Origin of the sequence: Staphylococcus sp. HMSC063F05 (genome assembly GCF_001837075.1) — a bacterium.
Lineage (GTDB): Bacteria > Bacillota > Bacilli > Staphylococcales > Staphylococcaceae > Staphylococcus > Staphylococcus epidermidis.
Genome location: NZ_KV831306.1, coordinates 35,901 through 57,099, shown reverse-complemented (window position 1 = coordinate 57,099; position 21,199 = coordinate 35,901). Strand labels below are relative to the sequence as shown.

Here is a 21,199-nt window from a genome sequence, read left to right as displayed (position 1 = left end):
GATAATCATTTTCAATTAACATTATACATGATTGATAATGATTGTCAATTAGAAATATATACATTTTTTCGATTTAATTTAAATATAATGATAATGCTAGAGGGACTTTTTCTAAAGACAGTCTACTTATTCGACTATCTATTAAGGTGGTTCATGGTAAAATGATACTAGTTTCATAACAAATCATTTACAATTTTGAATTACATCTTTAGAAATACGAGTTAATTGTTTAAGATGTAGCGTGAGGTGCAAATATGACAAATATTTTAATCGTAGAAGATGAGCAAAATCTTGCTAGATTTATAGAGCTTGAGTTAACTCATGAAAATTATACTGTTGATATAGAGAATGATGGAAAGGCAGGTTTGGACAAAGCATTATCTAAGCCCTATGATTTATATATTTTAGACTTAATGCTTCCAAACATAAATGGTCTAGAAATTTGTAGACAAATTCGTCAAAAAACAACTACTCCAATTATCATCATTACTGCGAAAAGCGAGACATATGATAAAGTAGCTGGGTTGGACTATGGGGCAGATGACTACATTGTAAAACCCTTTGATATAGAAGAATTGCTTGCAAGAATAAGAGCGGTATTGCGCAGACAGCCAGATAAAGATGTTTTAGATATCAATGGTATTATCATTGATAAAGATGCCTTTAAAGTTACTGTTAATGGCCATCAATTAGAATTAACTAAAACAGAATACGATTTACTATATGTTTTAGCTGAAAATCGTAACCACGTCATGCAACGTGAACAAATTCTCGATCACGTATGGGGGTATAATAGTGAAGTAGAAACGAATGTCGTTGATGTTTATATTCGTTATTTACGTAATAAACTCAAACCTTTTAATAAAGAAAAATCCATAGAAACAGTACGTGGCGTAGGGTATGTGATTCGATGATTAAGCGTCAAAAATTAAAATATAAATGGATGCTTATTACGACGCTCATTACCTTCACGACAATATTACTTTTCTGCTTAATTATTATTTTCTTTTTAAAAGATACTTTACGAAGTAGTGAAATTGACGAAGCTGAAAGAAGTTCAAATGATATCGCCAATCTGTTCCATTCTAAATCTTTAAGTGATATATCTGCATTGGATTTAAATGCATCCTTAGAAAATTTTCAAGAAATATTGATTTATGATGATAAGGGTAGAAAGTTAATTCAAACATCAAATGATAATACACTTGCTTATGATAACAAAATTGATTTCAAACATCCTGAACGTATACATATTCATAGAAGCCACGGTATTAATTACTTAGTAATAACTGAACCTATACGTTCGAAGGAATTTTCTGGATACAGTGTATTAGTCCATTCTCTTCAAAATTATGATAATCTCGTTAAATCACTTTATATCGTTGCACTTGCTTTTGGATTAATTGCAACCATTATTACTGCCGGCGTGAGTTATATCTTTTCTTCGCAAATTACTAAACCAATAGTTACAATGTCCAATAAAATGAATCAAATTAGAAGAGATGGTTTTCAAAATAAACTTGAATTAACTACAAATTATGAAGAAACAGACAATTTAATTGATACCTTTAATGAAATGATGTATCAAATAGAAGAATCTTTTAATCAGCAACGTCAATTTGTCGAGGATGCTTCACATGAATTAAGAACGCCACTACAGATTATTCAAGGTCATCTCAATTTAATTCAACGTTGGGGAAAAAAAGATCCAGCAGTTTTGGAGGAATCTTTGAATATTTCAATTGAGGAAGTGAATCGAATAACAAAACTTGTCGAAGAACTACTTTTACTTACCAAAGATAGAGTCAATCATAATGTTTTGGAATGTGAAAATGTAGACATAAATAGCGAGATTCAATCACGTGTGAAGTCACTGCAACACCTACATCCAGATTATACCTTTGAAACACATCTTGCTACTAAACCTATCCAATTAAAAATTAACCGTCATCAGTTTGAACAACTTTTACTCATATTTATTGATAATGCAATGAAATACGATACTGAACATAAGCACATTAAAATTGTTACTCAACTAAAAAATAAAATGATTATGATTGATATTACTGATCATGGTATGGGTATACCAAAAGCTGACTTAGAATTTATCTTTGATCGATTTTATCGTGTAGATAAATCACGTGCACGTAGTCAAGGAGGCAATGGATTAGGACTATCAATAGCTGAAAAAATTGTACAACTTAACGGTGGCATGATTCAGGTTGAAAGTGAACTACAAAATTACACGACTTTCAAAATCAGTTTTCCAGTACTAAATTAAATAAATAGTATTATTTAAGTAACGAATGATTACGATTAAACAAGTTACAAATAAATTATTACAGGGCTTAAATATTAACAATCCTTAAACTAGTACTATAAATAATCAAATCCATCGACATCTATCATTATAAATAAAGATTCCAGTCACTACACTAAGATGCTGACTAGAATAGCTATATCATGTCATACTAATGAGAGGACACCTTCTTCACAAAGATTCTCTTACTATAGAATCGACGAGCTAAACTTGATAGACGGAGATAGCAATTATACGGGAGCGAGACTATGAATTTGGAGTAAATTCTGTCTTGCTCCTATTTTGTATAATAATAGGTAAATGTACTTTAACAATATATGAAATAATGCTATGATAACCATGTAAGCGTTTCATCATTTTTGTGGAGGGTGTTAAATGACTAAGAACAAGAAAGAATTTACAGAGGCTCCTGTAAACTTCGGTGCAAATCTTGGCCTTATGCTAGATTTGTATGATGATTATCTACAAGATCCATCATCCGTACCTGAAGATTTACAAGTCTTGTTCAGTACAATTAAAACAGGTGAAGCTCATATCGAAGCTAAACCTACCACTGATGGGGGTGGTTCACAAGCGGGAGATAGCACAATTAAACGTGTTATGCGCTTAATCGATAATATTCGTCAATACGGACATTTAAAAGCAGATATTTATCCAGTAAATCCTCCAGAGCGTCAAAATGTTCCTAAATTGGAAATCGAAGATTTTGATTTAGATAAAGAAACTTTGGAAAAAATATCATCTGGAATTGTCTCTGAACATTTTAAAGACATTTATGACAATGCCTATGATGCAATTGTTCGTATGGAAAGACGTTACAAAGGACCGATAGCTTTTGAATACACTCACATTAATAATAATAAAGAACGTGTGTGGTTAAAAAGAAGAATTGAAACGCCTTATAAAGCAAGTTTAAACGATAATCAAAAAAAAGAACTTTTCAAAAAACTCGCACACGTAGAAGGTTTTGAAAAATATTTGCACAAAAATTTTGTTGGAGCTAAACGTTTTTCAATTGAAGGTGTCGACACGTTAGTTCCAATGCTTCAACACACAATCACATTAGCAGGTAACGAGGGGATTAAAAACATTCAAATCGGTATGGCTCACCGTGGACGTTTAAATGTATTAACGCATGTCTTGGAAAAACCTTATGAGATGATGATTTCAGAATTTATGCATACAGATCCAATGAAGTTTTTACCAGAAGATGGTAGTTTAGAATTAACTTCAGGTTGGACTTCAGATGTGAAGTATCACCTAGGTGGCGTTAAAACGACTAACTCATACGGAATAGAACAGCGTATTTCTTTAGCGAATAATCCAAGTCATTTGGAAATCGTTGCACCCGTTGTTGCTGGTAAAACAAGAGCAGCCCAAGATAATACACATCAAGTAGGAGCTCCATCTACCGACTTCCATAAAGCAATGCCGATTATTATACATGGTGATGCGGCATATCCAGGTCAAGGTATTAATTTTGAAACGATGAACTTAGGTAGTTTAAAAGGATATTCTACAGGTGGTTCACTTCATATTATTACAAATAATAGAATCGGTTTTACAACTGAACCTATTGATGGACGTTCAACAACGTACTCTTCCGACGTAGCTAAAGGTTACGATGTTCCAATACTACACGTAAATGCCGATGATGTAGAAGCAACAATTGAAGCTATTGAAATTGCAATGGAGTTCCGTAAAGAATTTCATAAAGATGTAGTTATTGATTTAGTAGGTTATCGTCGTTATGGGCATAATGAAATGGATGAGCCTTCTATTACTAATCCAGTTCCATACCAAAATATTAGAAAACATGATTCAGTTGAAATTTTATATGGTAAAAAGTTAGTTGATGAAGGTATTATTTCTGAAGACGAAATGAATGAAGTCATTGACAGTGTTCAAAAAGAAATGCGAACAGCACATGATAAAATTGATAAAAATGACAAAATGAATAACCCAGATATGGAAAAACCAGAATCACTTCAACTACCTTTACAAAGTGATACGAAAGATTTCTCATTTGATCATTTAAAAGAAATCAATGATGCAATGCTTGATTACCCAAAAGATTTTCATATGCTAAAAAAGCTCAATAAAGTACTTGAAAAACGTAGAGAACCTTTTGAAAAAGAGGAGGGGCTCGTCGATTGGGCTCAAGCAGAGCAACTTGCATTTGCAACCATATTACAAGATGGAACTTCAATTCGTTTAACAGGTCAAGATAGTGAAAGGGGAACATTTAGCCATAGACATGCTGTGCTTCATGATGAAGAAAATGGTAATACATTCACACCATTGCATCATGTACCTCAACAACAGGCTACTTTTGATATTCATAATTCTCCATTATCTGAAGCAGCTGTAGTTGGATTTGAGTATGGTTATAACGTCGAAAATAAAGGTAACTTTAACATATGGGAAGCTCAATATGGCGACTTTTCTAATATGTCTCAAATGATGTTTGACAATTTCCTCTCAAGTTCTCGCGCAAAATGGGGTGAGCGTTCAGGTTTAACACTTTTCTTACCACATGCTTTTGAAGGGCAAGGACCAGAGCATTCATCGGCACGCTTAGAAAGATTTCTACAATTAGCCGCTGAAAATAATTCAACTGTAGTTAATCTATCTAGTGCAAGTAATTACTTCCATTTACTACGTGCGCAAGCCGCTAGTTTAGATACATTAGAAATGAGACCATTAATTGTCATGTCACCTAAGAGTCTTTTAAGAAATAAAACAGTAGCTAAACCTATTGATGAGTTTACATCTGGCGGTTTTAAACCTATCATCACAGAAGATATCGATGAACAAAAAGTCAAAAAAGTGATTTTAGCATCAGGAAAGATGTATATTGACCTAAAAGAATATTTAGCTAAAAATCCTAACGATTCTATTCTTCTCATAGCAGTAGAAAGATTATATCCGTTCCCAGAAGAAGAAATTAAAGAAGTATTAAAATCGTTACCTCATCTTGAAAATGTGTCATGGGTTCAAGAAGAACCTAAAAATCAAGGTGCATGGTTATTCGTGTATCCTTATCTAAAAGCACTTGTTGCTAATAAATATGATTTAAGTTATCACGGCAGAATACAAAGAGCTGCACCTGCTGAAGGCGATGGAGAAATTCATAAACTTGTACAAACTAAAATTATTGAAAGTAGCATTAACAATTAACTAGGGGGAAAATAAGTATGGCAGAGGTAAAAGTTCCAGAATTAGCAGAGTCAATCACAGAGGGTACCATTGCAGAATGGTTAAAAAATGTAGGCGATAATGTAGATAAAGGTGAAGCTATCTTAGAACTAGAAACAGATAAAGTTAACGTCGAAGTAGTTTCTGAAGAAGCTGGGGTATTATCAGAACAATTAGCCGAGGAAGGCGATACAGTTGAAGTAGGTCAAGCTGTAGCTGTAGTAGGAGAAGGACAAGTAAACACATCTAACGATAGTTCTAACGAATCTTCACAAAAAGATGAAGCTAAAGAGAAAGAAACGCCAAAACAATCTAATCCGAATTCTAGTGAAAGTGAAAATACACAAGATAATAGCCAGCAACGTATCAATGCAACACCATCTGCACGTCGACATGCGCGTAAAAATGGCGTTGATTTAAGCGAAGTATCCGGAAAAGGCAATGATGTTCTAAGAAAAGATGATGTTGAAAATAGTCAAAAATCTTCAAGTCAAACAGCTAAAAGTGAAAGCAAATCACAAAACAGTGGTTCTAAACAATCTAATAACAATCCATCAAAACCTGTTATTCGTGAAAAAATGTCTCGACGCAAAAAAACTGCTGCAAAAAAATTATTAGAAGTATCAAATCAAACAGCTATGCTTACTACATTTAATGAAGTTGATATGACAAACGTTATGGATTTACGTAAACGTAAAAAAGAACAATTTATCAAAGATCATGATGGTACTAAATTAGGATTTATGTCCTTCTTTACTAAAGCTGCCGTTGCAGCTCTCAAAAAATATCCTGAAGTAAATGCTGAGATAGATGGCGATGATATGATTACTAAACAATTTTACGATATTGGCATTGCAGTATCCACTGACGATGGATTACTCGTACCATTTGTTAGAGATTGTGATAAGAAAAATTTTGCAGAAATTGAACAAGAAATCGCTAATTTAGCCGTAAAAGCTCGTGATAAAAAATTAGGCCTTGATGACATGGTTAACGGTTCGTTTACCATCACTAATGGCGGTATCTTTGGCTCAATGATGAGTACACCGATTATAAATGGTAATCAAGCAGCTATCTTAGGTATGCATTCAATTATTACACGTCCAATTGCAGTTGATAAAGATACAATTGAAAATCGTCCAATGATGTATATCGCATTAAGCTATGATCATAGAATCATCGATGGGAAAGAGGCTGTAGGATTCTTAAAAACAATCAAAGAACTCATTGAAAACCCTGAAGATTTATTACTTGAATCATAATTTGGAACCTAACATACTTAAAAAACAACGACGTAAATCGTCGTTGTTTTTTTGTTCAATATGTCTAAAGTGTAATGATAATCTTATATATATAAATATCTGTAAAGAAATCAAAATAACACGATGTCTTTACAGATATACTTTAGTATTAACCTATCATTGAGCAAGAAATATAACTTCTATAATCGCTAAGATAATAAACACAACAAATGCGATAGTAAAATATTTAAATCTTGGTTGTTGTTTATGATTTAAATTTGTAAATACTTCAATTGCGGAATAAACTGCTATTAGCACAGTAACTGCAAATATAATCCATAAATTAGACATACTCATGCCTCCTTGATTACTTCTTTAATTACATTTTAATACATACAAAATATTTAGCCAATCTGTATGTTTTATTTTTCTAATAAATAACAAATCAACAACTAATAAATATCTGTCTTTATATGAGTGTTCATCATATTCAAGTGTTACAAAATACGTTATAATGTTACCTGTAAAGATAAATAGAGGAGTGTCAGTTAATGAGTGGACTTAGAAGTGTCACTTTAGGAACAAACGATTTATCTAAAACGAAAGAATTATTTAACCACATTATTGGTTTACAACATTCAACTAAAAATGAACATGCCATAAGATTTGGTGACGCTAATTTAAGTCCTGGAACGCGTGTTCACTTTGTTGAAGTTCCAGAGGAAGATTATAAAAATCTACACATAGATAGCGTTGGACTTAGAACACCTTCTGATTCTGGATTAGTAGAATATCAAAATATTTTTGACAACTTTAATATATCCTATAGTTCAATCACTGAACTTAATGGTCTTAAACATTTTACTTTTGAAGATCATAATCAACAAAAATTTGATATTTATTCTAACGAGTTAAATACGGGTATAGGATTAGGTATGCCTGCTTTTGATAGTCCTGTTAACCCTTTACATCAAGTTCAAGGCTTAGGTCCAGTCATTATTAAGGTGAACGAGTTATCTGTCACCACTTCAATTCTCACACAAGTATTTCAATTAGATTTATTTGCTGAGTATCTTCCACATGAAGATGCCCAACAACCGATTCAAGTGTTTCGTATAGGTGAGGGTGGTCTTGGTGGTGAAATCCACTTATTTGAAAGCGATGAAGATATTCAAATGAATACACACGGGCCAATTGAGCAAGTGGAATTCTCTACAAATGATACCCAATTGTATCTTCAAGCAAAAAATCGTTTAGATGAGATTGGTGTTCCATATCAAACTCTCGAACAGGATACTTCAGAATCTCTTAGAATCACTGAAAATAGTGGCATTTCATTTATTTATACACTTGAAAAGTAAATATGATTTAAGGATGGTTATTACATGTTACATGAAACTTGGAAAGAACGTACACCAATTAAAAAAGTAGAAGTGACAAATACTGATGCCAAAAAATTTACAGTTGCAGATATGCTAACTATCGGCAAACAGTATGATGTTATTAACGAAACTGAAGAATATTATCAAATTATAGATAATTCTGGTTTAGTAGGTGGCTATTACAAAGACTACTTTAAAGAGATATAATTTAATCTTTTTCAACCAAATGCGTTATCATTGCATTGGAAATATTTTTCAATCATCAGTTTACATTAACTCGATAATGACTAAATAAGTCATTTATTTTAATCATTTTAAATAAGACTAAGACTATGCACCAAAAACTAATGTCTTAGTCTTTTTTAACATTAAAGGATGGAAATTATGGTACAAACAGTTTACAAAAATTCAGATCAAACAGTTTTTGAAGATGCTAAAGCTTTATTTCAATTAAATAAGAATATACTACTAAAAGGGCCAACAGGATCAGGAAAAACCAAGCTTGCCGAAACGTTAAGTCATGTTATGAAATTGCCTATGCACCAAGTTAATTGTTCAGTAGATCTAGATACTGAAAGCTTATTAGGTTTTAAAACAATTCAAACTAATGAAGAAGGTCACCAAGAAATTGTCTTCATAGACGGTCCTGTAATAAAAGCAATGAAAGAAGGTCACATTTTATATATAGATGAAATTAATATGGCAAAACCGGAAACATTACCTATACTTAACGGTGTATTAGATTATCGACGTCAATTGACAAATCCTTATACTGGTGAAGTGATTAAAGCAGCACCTGGATTTAATGTAATTGCTGCTATAAACGAAGGTTATGTAGGAACATTACCAATGAACGAGGCTTTAAAAAATAGATTTATCGTCATAGAAGTAGATTATATCGATGGTGACATTCTTAAAACAGTCATTAAAGAGCAAAGTAAATTACAAGATGAACAATTGATTCAAGATATTGTTAAATTTAATGAAGATTTACGTACTATGACCAAACAAGGTCAAATTTCTGAAGAGGCTGCAAGTATTCGAGCTTTAATCGACCTTAGTGATTTAGCAACTGTCATGCCTATTGAACGTGCTGTACAACGTACAATTATTGATAAATTAGAGGATGAGCGAGAACAACAAGCGATACTTAACGCTATCGAGCTCAATTTTTAAAGAGGGATAAAAATGAGTGATCGTTTTATAAAATTCAACGATGAACAATTAGATGCAAAACAAGTAATGATGTTACAAGACTTAGCACGTTTACTTTTAAAAAATGAGCAAACGCAAGTTAAAATACAAAAATTCCCTTACTATAATCCTTATAGTAATACACTCATTGCGAGTTGGTTTTGGTCTCATAGACCGAAACATATTGAACAAGCTGGACTAAAAACAGATGTCTTACTCGCAACGTATGGATATCTGAATATGGATCTTTCAATCATCAATCAAGTTTTACACAACAACGATTTTGAACACCCTAAGTTCTTTCATCAATTATTTAAACTTTTAGAGGACGTACGTATATTTGAACATATTAGACAACAAAGACCTAGTACTACAAAAATGATTGATTTACGCATAGAAACACGATTATCTTTTACAGAATCTCAAATTAATTTCTACAAAACTAAAACTGTATATACTGATTTACTTTTTCTTTATTTAGAACATGCATTTTTAAGTCAAAACTTTTTTAATATTCCATCCATACATCCAGCATTTGATGATATTTTAGTTCATATGTATCAGTACTTACCAAATATTTTTCAGAATCAAACATCAGAAGATAATATGTATTTAGCAGAACGTATTATGTATCAAGTGGATGATTTATTAAAGGAAGATATGCTAAATGAATATTACTACTTACCTCAAAAATTATATGAAGATATTTATGCAGATAGTTTTGAAGACTTAAAGCGTACAGATGCGAGCAATACTGATGGTAAAGATAATCAACAGACAGACGAAGATGTAGAAACAGCTGAAGCTGAAACAAAAGCCGCAGACAGTGAGTCTAAAGGCGGGGCATATTTAGAAATGGAGCTACATGAGGGTGAAAACAGTGAAGTTATGGCTGATAATGATACGGCTCGAGAAGGCGACAGCACTGATGATATGACTGATATGATGACCAAAAAAGGAAAAGGGTCAGAAAATACACTTGATCATGATGAAGGTGGATTTATAGGACAAAACCAAGCTTTTGCTTTAAAAGGCATTAATAAAGACGTAAGTATTGAATGGAATATCCCTGATATTACACCTCAAAATGTGATAGATTATCAATATTCAAAAAATGATGTACAGTTTGAAATTAAAGATTTAATACAAATTATCAAAAAGACCATCGACAGAGAACATGAAGATGAAAGACATAATTTAACAAAGGGCCGTTTACAAAAAGACCTTATTAATTGGTTTATTGATGATCAATTTAAGTTATTTTACAAAAAACAGGATTTAAGTAAGACATTCGATGCAACATTCACCTTACTCATTGATGCATCAGCGAGTATGCACGATAAAATGGATGAAACGATTAAAGGTGTCGTCTTGTTCCATGAAACATTAAAATCTTTGAATATTAAACATGAAATACTAGCATTTAATGAAGATGCTTTTGAAGCTGACCAACGTCAACAACCAAATATCATTGATGAAATCATTAATTATAATTACTCTATCTTTGAAAAAGAAGGCCCACGTATCATGACATTAGAACCTCAAGACGATAATCGTGACGGCGTAGCTATCAGAATTGCGAGCGAGCGTTTATTACAAAGAAGTCATGAACAACGCTTTTTAATCGTATTCTCAGATGGTGAACCGTCTGCATTTAATTACAGTCAAGATGGTATTTTAGATACGTATGAAGCTGTTGAACGTGCGCGTAAATTTGGTATAGAAGTATTTAATGTCTTTCTTAGCCAAGAGCCAATTACTGAAGACATTGAACAAACCATTCATAACATATATGGCCAATTTGCTTTATTTGTAGAAGGTGTGGAACATTTACCGAGTCACTTATCACCATTACTAAAAAAATTGTTACTTAAATCTTTATAAAAGTTAGTTTATCAATTCAAAATCTCTAACTTGTAACTTCATAGATATAAATCATTACGTATTTTTGACGAAGTAATTACATCAATTGTACAATGTTTTAATTTTCTGAAATTTTATATAGACTAATATTTCTTTATTATGATAGAATATTGAATGTTGCATTATTAGATAAAAAGGAGCAGCATTATGAATAAAAATACGTGGATTATAGGCTTTACTTTATTCGCTATGTTCTTTGGCGCAGGTAACCTTATATTTCCAACACAACTTGGACTCGAAAGTGGTCATTTCTTTTGGCCAGCCATACTAGCCTTTGCACTAACGGGTATTGGATTACCGCTTCTTGGCGTTGTGGTAGGCGCACTTGATAAACATGGTTATATTGGGTCTTTTAATAAAATATCACCACGATTTTCGTTAATCTTTTTAATTATCATATATCTCACTATAGGACCATTATTTGCGATACCACGTACAGCTTCAACTTCATTTGAAATGACTGTGACTCCTATTGCACAAAATAGTGGGAATTTAGCATTATTTATTTTTACAGTAATCTATTTTTTGATCGTTCTTTATTTATGCTTGAATCCTAATAAGATGATAGATCGAATTGGTTCATTACTTACACCTTTATTACTTATTACCATTGTCGCTATGATTATTAAAGGTTTTGTAGATTTTAGTGGACATTCTTCAAATTACGGAATGACAAATGCTTATCATTCCAATTTAAGTGGATTTTCACAAGGATTTACACAAGGTTACCTTACAATGGATGCTATCGCTTCAATTGCATTTTCAATGATTGTTGTTAATGCGATTAAAACAACAGGAATACAGCATGCTGATAAAATCTTTAAACAGACCATTATTGCTGGTCTCATCGCTGCAATCGCATTAGTATTTATATATATTTCGCTAGGGTACATAGGCAATCATATTAATATTCCTTCAGACACTCTAAAGGAATTGAAAGCTAAAGATCAAAATATAGGGACGTATTTACTCACAACAATGGCAACGAAGGGCTTTGGAACTTTCGGAAAATACTTACTTGGTATTATCGTATCATTAGCATGTTTAACTACTGCTTGTGGATTAATTGTATCAGTAAGTGAATATTTCCACAGAATACTACCTAAGATACCTTATAAAGTATTTGTGATATTTTTCATTTTAGTTAGTTTCATTCTAGCTAACCAAGGACTTAATTCCGTAATTAAAATGTCAGTCCCTGTACTCAGTGTGATCTATCCAGTGGCTATTACAGTTATTTTGTTAATACTCATTGCTCGCTTCATACCTACAAAACGTATTGCACAACAAATACCGCTAATTATTGTAGCAATTGAATCAATCTTAAGCTTAATAACGACACAAGGGTGGATACGTATTTCATTTATAGATGATTTACCTTTAAAAGAATATTCACTTGAATGGTTCCCAATTGCTGTTGTAGCAACTCTTGTTGGTTATATGATTAGTTATTTTGTTAAACAATCTAACATTGTATATCAAAAAGAATAAGTAAATTTAAAATAAAAAGCACTCGTCAAATAAGTGATTGACTAAATCTAAATCACATGTGACGAGTGTTTTTTATTATTTACGCATAGCTAATAGATGCTGTTTCAAATCTTTTTCTAACTCATTAAGTTCTTTCTCTGCAACTTGACGTTTCTGTCTACCATCTTCTTGAATTTGAAGTGTTTGTTCAATTGTTTCAATAATGTCATTTTGTGTTGTCTTTAACGTTTCGATGTCCACGATGCCACGCTCATTCTCAGCTGCCGTTTCAATAGCATTTTCCTTTAACATTGACGCATTTTGAGTAAGTAACTCATTCGTAGTATCGGTAACCGAACGTTGTGCTGAAACAGCATTTCTTTGTCTCATCAAAGTTAGGGCAATAGCCATTTGATTTTTCCATAAAGGAATACTTGTTAAAATTGAACTTTGAATTTTTTCGGCTAAAGCTTGGTTGACATTTTGTATCATACGGATTTGAGGTGCAGTTTGAATAGCAATTTGCCTAGATAATTGTAAATCATAAATGCGCTTATCTAAACGATCCACAAACTGTTCCATATCAGCAGTTGCCTGAATATCCATTTGATTACCAGTTTGATGCGCCTTTTCACGTAACTGTGGTATGGTTTCTGTCAATATCTCTTTTTTCTTTTTTTGAGCCGCTAAGATATATAAAGTAACGTTATCAAAATAAGTTTTATTTTGCTGATATAATTGATCAAGAAATTCAACATCTTTAGTTAACTGATCTTTATGTTTTTCTAATTGAATAGTAATACGATCAATTTGAGAACTTACAGATTGCATTCTAGAAAACACTTCATTAATAGAAGCTTTAGTACGTTTAAATAAACGCTTTAATCTAGATTGTTTTTCTGGATTTATGTCATTTGGATTTACAGATTTTAATTTTCCCATTAATTGACTTAAAGTTTCCCCAACTGGTCCCATATCTTTTGATTGAACATCATCTAAAATTTGATGCGAAAAATGAGACATCTTTTGTTGAAGATTAGCACCATATTTTAACAATCCTTCATGATTAAGTGGCTCAATTTGCTCACTTATTGATTTAATTCTTTGTTTATCATTTTCAGTTAATTGGATTTCAAGATCTTCAGCGATTGTATGATGATCAGTTGATTGATTATTCATATAGTAATCAAGTGGATGTGACTGATTACTACTTCGTTCACTTACCATCTCACTCATCTCTCCATTTCTATTAATTATTATGTCGACGTTGCTGTTCTAATTTATTTAATTCTATTTCAACATCTAGTCGCTCATAATCTTCCTCATTAAGCCTTTTAAGGTCAGCAATGAGCGTTCTCTTTATTTCATCTAGAGTAATACGTGTTTGTTCTAATTTTAGCTTTTCATCTTGCGACTTACGTGGCATTCTTGCAAGACGTGTATACGAGTCTACTAAGTTAAGTGCATTATCCAAATGAGAATAGAAAAAGCTTTCAACTTTAAAAAACATCGCGGGTCTTTGCTTAATGCTTGTATGAATAGAACGAGAAATTCGATATATATCATTTACTTGTCTAAAATCTTTGATTGAACGAATATTAATAAATGACTTTAAGATATTTCTAATTTTAGTATGTGCATGATGAAGCTGTGATTGAACATATCTGTAATCTCTTCTTGATAAACCAATTTCATTAAGATACTTTCGTGAAGTGAGCCTTTGCGTAGGGAAGTATGATGCAATGAAACTACCAAAACTGATAAGCATGTCTATAATGAATGATAAATCCAACGCAAAAACAGTAATAAGCCAAACAATAAAGGCCACTGGTATACCCACTAACACTCCAAATATACGTGAAATGTTATATCTCAAGTGTCATCTTCCTTTATATTAAAGTCTTATATTATAAACCTAAATTGTCTTAAACTCTGATAAAGATTCATCAAGGTCTAATTCTTCAATATTGTAATTAGACACTTGTGAAGCCGGTGAAGCACCTTGGATTACAGAATCAATAAACTGTTCTAATTCTGTATCGTCGCCCTGAGCATATATATCTACGTAGTCCTCAACATTTTGGACTGTACCTTTAATATTAAATTGATGAGCAATACGTTGCGTGTAAAATCTAAATCCTACACCTTGTACTGTACCAAAAACTTGAATATGTTTACGTTGCATAAAATCACCTCTTGTCTTTATTATACGTATTTTAATTGTAAAAAACTAATATTTGCTATTCAAAAAATTGTTTATATCACAAGTCTTGAAACTTGATTTTAAAACATGAAAAGTTAAAATTATTGATGTAGCTTTATAGTAGGGAAGGGGAAATTAATATGTGGACAGTAGTCAAGATCAGGGCTGACTACGAAGGTTGGTGGCTATTTGAGGATTGGCCACAAAAAATTGTGGAACAATCAGAATTTACTACATACGACCAAATGTTGGATTATTACATAAATGTATTAAACCATAGTAAGAAATGTTACGACAATTATGTAGTAGGGAAGTATAATATACATGCTTTTTACAACAATTGCGATTTAAACTTTTGTGAAGACTGTGAGGAAGATTTACAAATATTTTATAGTTTTATTATTTTAAAAAATAATGAGGTTTATTTTAATCTTCCAAAAATAGATTGAATGATAATTTTCTATAATTGTATTGCAATTTAGCTATGACTAAACTATAATGATTATTAAGCAATTGTTTTATTCCATATTGCAAAGAATATTTGATTTATATTAAATTTTAGACATGTATTTTTTGTAATATGCGAATAATGCATATTGAAAGAATTTAGTCTTGGAGGTTTCAGAATTATGAAACAAGGTACAGTTAAATGGTTTAATGCCGAAAAAGGTTTTGGTTTCATCGAAGTTGAAGGAGAAAACGACGTATTCGTACACTTCTCAGCAATTAACCAAGAAGGATACAAATCATTAGAAGAAGGTCAATCAGTTGAATTTGAAGTAGTTGAAGGCGATCGCGGTCCTCAAGCTGCAAACGTTGTTAAACTATAATAAATAGATTGTAATCATTGACTTTAACTAACACCTTACCAAGCAGTAAGGTGTTTTTTATATCAATACATACCGTATCACAGAAGGAAATTGATTTTAATTTCTTTCTGTTTTTTTATCCCCAAAATAAGAATTATGAGTATCTCATTATTTTTGCATGTCTGTGTCTAAAGACAAGCAAAACTTTCGTTAAATAATATAGCCTGCAATATAATTTTTTATTGATTTATTAATGTAAACTCTTTATAATTTAAAAAGATAAGTAGGGGGGAGGAGACAATGTTATGCCAAATCCTTTTAAATTATTGCAGGTTTCAATTGGTCGTTTTTATTTTGGTTACCGTGGTCGTTTCATTAAATGGTAAATTTTAAAATTGAAAAATTAAGACTAAATAATTTATTCATATCACTAAGTATTGTTATTATTACTACTATTGTACTAAATATAAGCATTGGAATAATAGCATACCTTAAATTATCTGAATATTGTGAATTTTTATCGATGATTCTTTCTCTTATAATAAGTTTTATAATAATACCTACTTATCTCTCTTCAATATTTAATTATAAAACTAATCCATTTAAATTGTTAACTATAAAAAATTTACTTTCATATTTTATAATCTTATTAATTTTAATAGTTTATGTTGATGATTATAAGTTAATCATATTTTATTTCCTTATAGCTTTAGGGGAAGAATTTTTATTTAGGGAAGTAGTATTTAACATTTTGCTAAATAACTTCAGTTTATTAACTTCTATTTCTATTGGTTCTTTACTATTTGCTTTAATCTTACATCTCAATGAGTCATTAGAATCTAATCTATTAATAAGATTTCCCTCAAGTATAATTTTGTATGTTATAAGATATAAATTCAAACTTAGTTTTTCAATTATAACTCATTGGATATATAATATTTTTATTGTAGTAATGAGGTGATTTTCATGAAATCAATATTATTATCCCTATTTTTAAACTGTTTATTTTTCTCAATTTTAGCTCTTTTAGAATTACGCATTGATGTTTACTTGGCAAATTTATTAATTATTTTAGTCCCATCTATTACATCAGCTATCTTAATTATTTTCACTTCAAAAACAAAATTATATTTATGGTTAAATGTAATTTCAAACCTAATTTTTTACATTATTTATAGTAAATATATCATGCATCTAGATGGTTATCTATCCTATATCGAGAGGGCGCAAATCAATAATAGTGATATAGAAATTAAAATATCTCCAAATATGCTTGAATTATCTCAGATTATATTTTTATTTTTTGTTTATTTAATACCTCAAATGATTGTAGTTTTTATTAAACATAAAAGAGGTGAAATCAATGCTAGAATTTAGAAATGTATATAAATCTTTTAAGAAGAAAGAAGTATTATGTGATGTTAATTACAAATTATCTGCTGGAGAAAAGGTTGGTCTTATAGGTTCTAATGGGTCTGGAAAATCAACATTAATGAAACTTATAGCTAAAACTCAATTACCATCTAAAGGAAATGTTTATTTTAACAATATAGATATACATAAATCTCACAATATGATAAAAGATTTTTCTTTCATGATAGGACAAATATATTATCCTGAGTTAAATGCAAGACAAAATATTGAAAATTACCTAAAAATTAATAATAAGATTAGCTATATAAGTGAAATTCAAACGATGCTAAACATTGTAGGTTTAGAAGATAATGAAAAGAAGGTTAAAAATTATTCGTATGGAATGAAACAAAGACTTTGTTTAGCTATTTGTTTAATTACCAAACCAAAAGTAGCTGTATTAGACGAGCCATTCTTAGGTCTGGATCCGTTAGGGGTAAGGGAATTAAATAATATCATTGATAAATATTCAAAAGAAAAAAACACTTTATTTTTAATATCTAGCCACCAGTTAAAAGAATTAGAAGATCTTTGTGATAGATTTCTATTACTCGAAAACCATCAAATTAGAGAAATTGACTTACATAATAGAATATTCACTCAAAAGTTAATATTCAAAAATACTTTAAACAATGCTCCAGAACTAAAAGCTAATTTCAATTTCATTAAAAAAATTGATGGAAATTCAATAACAATTATAAATAAGGATGAAGAAGTAGATCTTACAAATTTACTTAATTTAGTAGGTAAAAATCCCTTAATAAAAATAGAAAGTAATGATAATCTATTATCTTCATATTTCTATAAAGAGTAGGTAATATTATGTTTAAATTTAACTTCTTTTATATTTCAAAGATTCGTGCAACATGGATGCTTTACCTCATTGGGATTTATCCTCTCTTGATATTCCTAGCTGAATTACTTAATAGTAATTTTCTTTCATTATCAGCAACTCATAAGAATAGTGTAAGCTTTTTAGAATTATTTATCGCAATTTATGATACTCAACAAAAAGCAATGCTATCACTTATAATTATTGGATATTTATCTTCTTTATTATTTTATAGCGAAATTAGCACAGGAAGACTATTGTTTTATAAGGATCAAAGTCGCTACAAAATTTTTAATTCTAAATTAACATCTATTATTTCTAGTTATTTTATATTCTTATCCATTTTATTATTATCAACGTTAGTAGTTTATTTGTTTTATGTTAACAACCATGAATATTCATCTCATTCTTTTATGTTAAATAACTCAGAATTAAATCATACTCTAATCTTAAATCTTCTTGGAATCTTTTTAACTGATTTATTCTTAATTTTCTATGTTGTTATTTTTTCTGTGAAATTTAATTCTGGGATAACTATTATCAGTATGATTTTATGTTACGTGGTCATAAAGATTACAGACAATATTAATAAAATCAAGTTTTTCCCTTCAAATTTCACAAATTTAGATACCGATAAAAGTTTTATTTTCAACTTATCAATAATGAGCTCTATTACTATTGTTTATATATTCATTATTTACCTCTTAGCAATTACGATTTTCAGAAAAATTCAATTTTAAATTTCATTTAATTTAATGTAAGTATAAACGCCTCGGATAGATATACTGTACCTATCCAAGGCGTTTTCAAATAGTTTTTAATCGAAATCATATTGATAGTAGTTGAGCTTTTACTCGCTCACTTTTTAGAATTATTTCGTATCATTAATAATTAACTGTCTCAATGATTGACGTTTAATCACTTCACGTGCTTTTCCATCTTTCAAGAAAAATACTGGAGGTTTTTGCATTTGATTATAATTTGAAGCCATTGAATAATGATACGCACCAGTAGAAAGTACTGCTAGGTAATCACCTCTATGAACAGAAGAGGGTAATTGGGCATCTCGTACGATAATATCACCAGATTCACAGAGTTTACCTGCAATTGTTACAGATTCATTAGCTTTTTCATTTCTGTTAACTAACAACGCCTCATACTGTGCACCATAAAGTGCAGTTCGTATGTGATCACTCATTCCGCCATCAACTGATACATATTTATTAACTCCAGGGATATCTTTAATTGTACCAACCTCATATAAAGTGATACCTGCTTCTCCAACAATTGAACGGCCAGGTTCTATCCCAATTTCAGGAATATTGTACTGCAATGCTTGCGCAGTTTCTTTAATAGCTTCAGTAATTTCAGATATTCCTTGCTCAATAGGGAAACTTTCATCTCCTTCGACATATTTAATTCCGAAACCACCGCCTATGTTTAGTAAACTCACTTCAATTCGTTCACTTGCTAACCAATTAAGCACAATTTTAGCTGTCTTAATCATCGCCTCAGTGCCTTCGATTTGAGAGCCAATATGGAAATGTATACCTTTAAGTTGCAAATGTTTCGTTGCTTTTACTTTATTAACTGCATTTAATGCTAGACCGTGTTTGATTGATAATCCAAATTTACTATCTTCCTGTCCAGTTTGAATAAATTCATGTGTATGGGCTTCAACCCCAGGATTTACACGTAATACAACATCTACATTACTATCAGCATATTTATCAATAAGATCTATTTCCTCGAGCGTATCCACTACAAAATAACCAATCTGACTATCTAATGCATATTGAATCTCGCGTTTCGTCTTGTTGTTCCCATGGAAGTGAATACGTTTCGAATCAAATCCTGCTTCAAGAGCAGTATAAAGTTCACCTTCAGAAACAACATCTAATTGTAAATTTTCTTCATCAATTAATTTAACCATCTGAATACAAGTGAAAGCTTTTGAGGCATAAGATATATTGTAGCTTAAACCACTTGCTTCAAATGCTTTATGATATCTTCTTATCTGATTACGAATTTGGTCTTCATCGTAAACAATCGAAGGTGTACCAAAACTTTGTGCAATAGTTTTTAAGCTTGTACCTCCCATTGTCAGTTCGCCATTATCATTATAATTAACTACCATTTATAAATACTCCTTCATAAGAGAATCGTGATTCATTGCGCTTAATTGTTCTGAATTTGCGCCAACACCTTTAAATGTAAATTCATCTATGCGTATATCCTTATTATATAATATGACTTCGTCTTGTGCATGAACTTCGTCATCAACTTCAATAAACATATGACTCATCATTAGTGCTCTAATTGGATATCGCTTGCCATTAATTATAGCTTCGTGTTTTGCTCTTGATTTTAGAATACCATCGCCATAACCTATATCAACAACAGCTAATTGAGTGTGGTCATTCTTTACTTCAAAGGCGAAACTATATCCACAATAATCACCTTTATTTACATCACGAACTTGTATAACATTACCTTTAACAGTCAAAGATTGAGTAATGCGTTCTTCATTTATAAGACTATATGGTCTTGAACCATAAAGGGCAATTCCAACTCTAGCATGAGTGTGATGAGGAAGTAACATTTGATTCTCACGAAAATAACTTGCACTATTTTGTGAATGTATCATATCAAAATGATAATTTTCATTTAAAAGTGTATTTATCAAGTTTAACCAAGCATCACGTTCCATTTTATATTCATCTACGTCAAATTCGTCTGCATACCCAAAATGCGTCCATATTCCTGAAATAATCATTTTATCTTGATTATTTTGATCATGATCTTTTAAAACTTCACGTATTTCTTCGATATTTCTAAAACCGGAACGATGTAATAAATTTTCATATTCTAAATGTACATGAATGCCTTTTAAATCTTGTTTATATTTATAATAATAATTTAAAGAGGGGAGTGTCATATGAATATCATAACGTTTTACTAAATCAAAATCATAAACAGGATTCATTAAAAATATAGTTGCTTCAGGTGCTATTTTTCTAACTCGTATAGCTTCATTTAATGAAGTTGTGCTAAATGTATTAATTTCCGCTTTTAAAAATGTTTTCACTGCAAACTCAAGTCCATAATGATATGCATTGTTTTTTACAACTGCCATTATTGGTTCGTTATTTTTTACTTTTACTGCATTCTGATAAAATGCTTCTGTGTCTAATGACCAAATTGCTGTCAATTG

At 30.9% G+C, this 21,199-nt stretch carries 21 protein-coding genes; 15 read left to right on the top strand and 6 right to left on the bottom strand.

Features of this window, described 5'->3' with window-relative positions; genetic code table 11:
• Positions 1–254 precede the first annotated feature (254 nt).
• The 4 genes from HMPREF2576_RS00270 (at position 255) to sucB (ending at position 6,780) form a co-directional block, all read left to right on the top strand.
• Positions 255–914: a response regulator transcription factor gene (locus HMPREF2576_RS00270; protein WP_002446427.1), complete on the top strand. Its 660-nt coding sequence runs from the start codon at positions 255–257 to the stop codon at positions 912–914.
• The gene (locus tag HMPREF2576_RS00265; protein ID WP_002446426.1) at positions 911–2,281 is read left to right on the top strand and encodes a HAMP domain-containing sensor histidine kinase; all 1,371 of its coding nucleotides are present in this window, start codon (positions 911–913) and stop codon (positions 2,279–2,281) included. The genes HMPREF2576_RS00270 and HMPREF2576_RS00265 overlap by 4 nt, the downstream gene beginning before the upstream one ends.
• A 414-nt stretch (positions 2,282–2,695) precedes the next feature.
• Positions 2,696–5,500: a 2-oxoglutarate dehydrogenase E1 component gene (locus tag HMPREF2576_RS00260; protein ID WP_032606498.1), complete on the top strand. Its 2,805-nt coding sequence runs from the start codon at positions 2,696–2,698 to the stop codon at positions 5,498–5,500.
• Positions 5,501–5,517: 17 nt separating this feature from the next.
• The gene (sucB, locus tag HMPREF2576_RS00255; RefSeq protein WP_001832759.1) at positions 5,518–6,780 is read left to right on the top strand and encodes a dihydrolipoyllysine-residue succinyltransferase; all 1,263 of its coding nucleotides are present in this window, start codon (positions 5,518–5,520) and stop codon (positions 6,778–6,780) included.
• Positions 6,781–6,936: 156 nt separating this feature from the next.
• On the opposite strand, the gene HMPREF2576_RS00250 is transcribed toward sucB, so the two are convergent.
• On the bottom strand, positions 6,937–7,110 hold the full coding sequence (locus HMPREF2576_RS00250; protein WP_001831077.1) for a hypothetical protein: 174 nt from the start codon (positions 7,108–7,110) through the stop codon (positions 6,937–6,939).
• A 200-nt stretch (positions 7,111–7,310) separates the two neighbouring features.
• On the opposite strand from HMPREF2576_RS00250, the gene HMPREF2576_RS00245 reads away from it, so the two are divergent.
• The 5 genes from HMPREF2576_RS00245 (at position 7,311) to brnQ (ending at position 12,749) form a co-directional block, all read left to right on the top strand.
• Complete coding sequence (locus HMPREF2576_RS00245; RefSeq protein ID WP_002470604.1) at positions 7,311–8,120, top strand: VOC family protein; 810 nt, start codon at positions 7,311–7,313, stop codon at positions 8,118–8,120.
• Positions 8,121–8,144: 24 nt separating this feature from the next.
• Positions 8,145–8,348 carry a DUF6501 family protein gene (locus HMPREF2576_RS00240; RefSeq protein WP_001831030.1) on the top strand — a complete coding sequence of 68 codons (204 nt, stop codon included), beginning with the start codon at positions 8,145–8,147 and terminating at the stop codon, positions 8,346–8,348.
• Positions 8,349–8,525: 177 nt separating this feature from the next.
• The gene (locus HMPREF2576_RS00235; RefSeq protein ID WP_002469511.1) at positions 8,526–9,317 is read left to right on the top strand and encodes an ATP-binding protein; all 792 of its coding nucleotides are present in this window, start codon (positions 8,526–8,528) and stop codon (positions 9,315–9,317) included.
• A 12-nt stretch (positions 9,318–9,329) separates the two neighbouring features.
• Positions 9,330–11,219, top strand: coding sequence for a vWA domain-containing protein (locus HMPREF2576_RS00230; RefSeq protein ID WP_001831071.1), 1,890 nt, complete (start codon positions 9,330–9,332; stop codon positions 11,217–11,219).
• Positions 11,220–11,405: 186 nt separating this feature from the next.
• Positions 11,406–12,749 carry a branched-chain amino acid-like transporter carrier protein BrnQ3 gene (gene brnQ, locus HMPREF2576_RS00225; RefSeq protein ID WP_002489039.1) on the top strand — a complete coding sequence of 448 codons (1,344 nt, stop codon included), beginning with the start codon at positions 11,406–11,408 and terminating at the stop codon, positions 12,747–12,749.
• 75 nt (positions 12,750–12,824) lie between these two features.
• Here brnQ and HMPREF2576_RS00220 read toward each other — a convergent pair whose 3' ends face one another.
• The 3 genes from HMPREF2576_RS00220 to HMPREF2576_RS00210 are packed head-to-tail and all read right to left on the bottom strand — an operon-like array spanning position 12,825 to position 14,913.
• Positions 12,825–13,955 (bottom strand): toxic anion resistance protein, encoded by a 1,131-nt coding sequence (locus tag HMPREF2576_RS00220; protein ID WP_002485276.1) that lies wholly within the window; start codon positions 13,953–13,955, stop codon positions 12,825–12,827.
• Positions 13,956–13,977: 22 nt separating this feature from the next.
• A complete protein-coding gene (locus HMPREF2576_RS00215; RefSeq protein WP_002476740.1) occupies positions 13,978–14,604 on the bottom strand; it encodes a 5-bromo-4-chloroindolyl phosphate hydrolysis family protein in 627 nt (208 codons plus the stop codon).
• Positions 14,605–14,643: 39 nt separating this feature from the next.
• Positions 14,644–14,913, bottom strand: coding sequence for an acylphosphatase (locus HMPREF2576_RS00210; protein WP_001831190.1), 270 nt, complete (start codon positions 14,911–14,913; stop codon positions 14,644–14,646).
• A gap of 158 nt (positions 14,914–15,071) precedes the next feature.
• Here HMPREF2576_RS00210 and msaA point away from each other — a divergent pair, with 158 nt between their 5' ends.
• From msaA to HMPREF2576_RS00180, 6 genes are all read left to right on the top strand, one after another.
• Positions 15,072–15,380 carry a regulatory protein MsaA gene (gene msaA, locus HMPREF2576_RS00205; protein WP_002439708.1) on the top strand — a complete coding sequence of 103 codons (309 nt, stop codon included), beginning with the start codon at positions 15,072–15,074 and terminating at the stop codon, positions 15,378–15,380.
• A 180-nt stretch (positions 15,381–15,560) separates the two neighbouring features.
• Positions 15,561–15,761, top strand: a complete 201-nt coding sequence (gene cspA, locus HMPREF2576_RS00200; RefSeq protein ID WP_001831260.1) for a cold shock protein CspA — start codon at positions 15,561–15,563, stop codon at positions 15,759–15,761.
• 358 nt (positions 15,762–16,119) lie between these two features.
• Positions 16,120–16,701: a CPBP family intramembrane glutamic endopeptidase gene (locus tag HMPREF2576_RS00195; RefSeq protein ID WP_002439704.1), complete on the top strand. Its 582-nt coding sequence runs from the start codon at positions 16,120–16,122 to the stop codon at positions 16,699–16,701.
• Positions 16,702–16,706: 5 nt separating this feature from the next.
• Positions 16,707–17,117 (top strand): Msa family membrane protein, encoded by a 411-nt coding sequence (locus HMPREF2576_RS00190; protein WP_002439702.1) that lies wholly within the window; start codon positions 16,707–16,709, stop codon positions 17,115–17,117.
• Positions 17,104–17,967 carry an ABC transporter ATP-binding protein gene (locus HMPREF2576_RS00185; RefSeq protein WP_002439701.1) on the top strand — a complete coding sequence of 288 codons (864 nt, stop codon included), beginning with the start codon at positions 17,104–17,106 and terminating at the stop codon, positions 17,965–17,967. The genes HMPREF2576_RS00190 and HMPREF2576_RS00185 overlap by 14 nt, the downstream gene beginning before the upstream one ends.
• A gap of 8 nt (positions 17,968–17,975) precedes the next feature.
• Positions 17,976–18,725, top strand: coding sequence for an ABC transporter permease (locus HMPREF2576_RS00180; RefSeq protein WP_002439699.1), 750 nt, complete (start codon positions 17,976–17,978; stop codon positions 18,723–18,725).
• A gap of 131 nt (positions 18,726–18,856) precedes the next feature.
• Here the strand turns inward: HMPREF2576_RS00180 and lysA are convergent, their stop codons facing one another.
• Positions 18,857–20,122 (bottom strand): diaminopimelate decarboxylase, encoded by a 1,266-nt coding sequence (lysA, locus tag HMPREF2576_RS00175; RefSeq protein WP_002439697.1) that lies wholly within the window; start codon positions 20,120–20,122, stop codon positions 18,857–18,859.
• Complete coding sequence (locus HMPREF2576_RS00170; RefSeq protein ID WP_001831203.1) at positions 20,123–21,196, bottom strand: alanine racemase; 1,074 nt, start codon at positions 21,194–21,196, stop codon at positions 20,123–20,125.
• Positions 21,197–21,199 lie beyond the last annotated feature (3 nt).